Origin of the sequence: Arthrobacter sp. 2YAF22_2 (genome assembly GCF_052114645.1) — a bacterium.
In the GTDB taxonomy this organism is placed as follows: Bacteria; Actinomycetota; Actinomycetes; order Actinomycetales; family Micrococcaceae; genus Arthrobacter.
The window spans coordinates 1-3,363 of sequence record NZ_JBFRFD010000421.1 but is presented as its reverse complement, the minus strand read 5'-3'; the positions used below and the strand labels follow the sequence as shown (position 1 = coordinate 3,363).

Annotated in this window: 2 protein-coding genes; both read right to left on the bottom strand. The window is 66.8% G+C overall.

The features are described from left to right. Positions 1–202: 202 nt before the first annotated feature. A complete protein-coding gene (gene groL / locus AB4Y86_RS15185; RefSeq protein WP_441403025.1) occupies positions 203–1,840 on the bottom strand; it encodes a chaperonin GroEL in 1,638 nt (545 codons plus the stop codon). A gap of 294 nt (positions 1,841–2,134) precedes the next feature. Then, a partial coding sequence (locus tag AB4Y86_RS15180; protein ID WP_441403024.1) for an ABC transporter substrate-binding protein occupies positions 2,135–3,363 on the bottom strand: 1,229 nt, incomplete at its 5' end.

Genomic DNA, 3,363 nt, shown 5'->3' with positions numbered 1-3,363 from the left:
GGGGTGCGTCGGGCGAACCACGGCAACAACTGAGGGAGCGTCAGCCAAAATGCCGCCACAACTGAGGGGGCGTGCCGGGGTGGGAGGCTTAAACGCTTAAACGCCGACGGCGGCCCCCCAAAGGTGGGACCGCCGTCGTCGTACCGGGCGTGCCGACGTGGACCTTGTCGGCACAGATGGTGAGGGCCGGATGGCCGGGTGGCTAGAAACCGCCCATGCCGCCCATGCCGCCCATGTCGTCGCCACCACCCATGGCCGGGGAGTTCTTCTCCGGCTTGTCGGCCACAACGGCCTCGGTGGTCAGGAACAGGCCGGCGATGGAAGCCGCGTTCTGCAGGGCAGAGCGGGTCACCTTGACCGGGTCGTTGATGCCGGCTGCCAGCAGGTCGACGTACTCGCCGGTGGCTGCGTTCAGGCCATGGCCTGCGGGCAGGCCGCGGACCTTGTCCACCACGACGCCGGGCTCGAGGCCGGCGTTGAAGGCGATCTGCTTCAGCGGGGCGTCGATGGCAACGCGGACGATGTTCGCACCGGTTGCTTCGTCACCTTCGAGCTGCAGGTTGGCGAACGCCTTGGCGCCGGCCTGGATCAGAGCCACGCCACCGCCGGCGACGATGCCCTCTTCGACAGCAGCCTTCGCGTTGCGGACGGCGTCCTCAATGCGGTGCTTGCGTTCCTTGAGCTCAACCTCGGTTGCGGCACCAGCCTTGATGACTGCAACGCCGCCGGCCAGCTTGGCCAGGCGCTCCTGCAGCTTCTCGCGGTCGTAGTCCGAATCGGAGTTCTCGATCTCGGCACGGATCTGGGACACGCGACCGGCGATCTGGTCGGCGTCGCCGGCACCCTCAACGATGGTGGTCTCGTCTTTGGTGACAACGACCTTGCGGGCCTTGCCGAGCAGCTCGAGGCCGGCGGTCTCAAGCTTGAGGCCGACTTCCTCGGAGATGACCTGGCCGCCGGTCAGGATGGCGATGTCGGCCAGCTGGGCCTTGCGGCGGTCGCCGAAGCCCGGAGCCTTGACGGCGACGGACTTGAAGGTGCCGCGGATCTTGTTGACGATCAGGGTGGCCAGGGCCTCGCCCTCGATGTCCTCGGCAATGATCAGCAGCGGCTTGGAGGACTGCATGACCTTTTCGAGGACAGCAACCAGTTCCTTGACGTTGGAGATCTTGGAGTTGACGATCAGGATGTACGGATCCTCAAGGACCGTTTCCTGGCGCTCGGCGTCGGTGACGAAGTAGGCCGAGATGTAGCCCTTGTCGAAGCGCATGCCCTCGGTGAGCTCCAGCTCGAGGCCGAAGGTGTTGGACTCCTCGACGGTGATGACGCCTTCCTTGCCGACCTTGTCCAGGGCTTCGGCAATCAGGGCGCCAATTTCGTTGTCCCCGGCTGAGATGGACGCGGTGGCGGCGATCTCTTCCTTGGTTTCGATTTCCTTGGCGGAGGCCAGGAGCTCGCGGGTGACCGCCTCGACGGCCTTTTCGATGCCGCGTTTGAGGGACAGCGGGTCAGCGCCGGCCGCGACGTTGCGCAGGCCTTCCTTGACCAGGGCCTGGGCGAGCACGGTGGCGGTGGTGGTTCCGTCGCCGGCGACGTCGTCCGTCTTCTTGGCAACTTCTTTGACCAGCTCGGCGCCGATCTTCTCGTAAGGGTCGTCCAGTTCGATCTCCTTGGCGATGGAAACACCATCGTTGGTGATCGTGGGGGCGCCCCACTTCTTTTCGAGGACGACGTTGCGTCCACGCGGGCCGAGGGTGACCTTGACGGCGTCGGCGAGGATGTTCAGGCCCCGCTCAAGACCGCGGCGTGCCTCTTCATCAAATGCAATGATCTTGGCCATAACGGCAGTAGTCCTTTCGGGACAGTCGTTAAGAATGAACCTTGGTTGTGGTGCCCGCGACGGACGATTCCTGTCCGGCAGCCTCTGTATGCCGCCGGACCGGGGATCTCACCCCAGCCAGGTGTTTCTTTCGCTCCCGGTCAATCGGCCGCCACACGCAACGGCCGAAACCGGGCGTCGTGTTAGCAGTCAATACGCGGGAGTGCTAACTCAATAATTAGCACTCCCCCGGGGAGAGTGCAAGCAGTGCCTGTCCCCCGAGCCGTCACTGGGCCCGCTCTTCGCTAGGAGCGATCAGGACCCCGCGCTGCGGGCCGTTTCGGTGCCGGTCATCTTGGCGGTGTTGTCCGCGCCGTAGCTGTAGACCATGTAGCCCGCGACGGTGACGTCACCATTGCTGTCGAAATTGATCGGTCCGGACTGACCTTCATAGTCGGGGCGCTTGCCGGCACGGAGTGCCGTCACGCAGTCCTGGTACGTCGTGCAGGTCTGGGCCTCGCCGGAGGACCCGCCGGGAGCGGCTGTCGTTCCGCCGGAGACGGAGACCAGCTTCGCGGCGATGGACGTGCCTGCATCGTCGTCGGCCGCGGCGGCGGCGAGCGCGGCGAGGTTGACGGCGTCGTACGTCTCGGCCGCGAACGCCATGTCCTTCAGGCCGGGGTCGACGGCCACGAGTTCGGCCTGGAAGTGCGCGGACGGGAACATGCCGGGAAGAATCCCGCGGGCGCCGTCCAGGGCCTTGGAGCCGAGGCCCTGTCCGTACTGGTTGACTGCCCCGTCGCTCAGGACGAGCTTGCGCCCTGCCAGCCCCGCGTTGTTGAGCTCGGCGATGGCACCCTGGGCGCCGTCGCGGGCTACCAGGACGACGGCGTCCGGGGAGGCCGCCTTGGCGGCTGCTGCCGCCTGCTGGGCCTGGCCGGCCTTGAATTCAGCGTCGACGGAGGTACCGAGGCCGGCGGCCTGCGCGGCTTCGGAGACGGCTATCGAGACCTCCTTGCCGTAGCTGCCTTCCTCGTGCACGACGGCGATGGTCTTGGCGCCGCCGTCTTTGGCGAGCTTGACGAGGACCGAAGCCTGCGCCACATCGGCGGCGACGGTCCGGAAGTAGTAGCCGCCGCTCTTGTATTTGCTGAGCCCCGGCGCCGTGTTGGCCGGGGAAATGATCGCGATCTTGGCGCGCGAGAGCACGTCAATGGCGTCCGGCGCCCGGCTGGAGTCGGTGGGGCCGATCACGACGTCGGCCTTGGCGGCCACCAGGGTCTTGGCCTGGGCGGCGGTGTCCGTGCCGATCGATTCCGGCAGCAGCTCCACGGGCTTGCCCTTGTGTCCGCCAGCAGCGTTGATTTCCTTGACCGCGAGCTTGGCCGCCGCCAGCTGGGATGCGTTGAGAAAGCCCTGTTTGCCGGTGCTGTCCAGGATCAGGCCGATCCGCAGGGTGCCGTCGCCGGCCGCGTCCACGGCGCCCACCCGGGCGTTCCCGGTGGGACCCGCGCAGGCGCCCAGGGCCATGGCGGCTGCAAGGC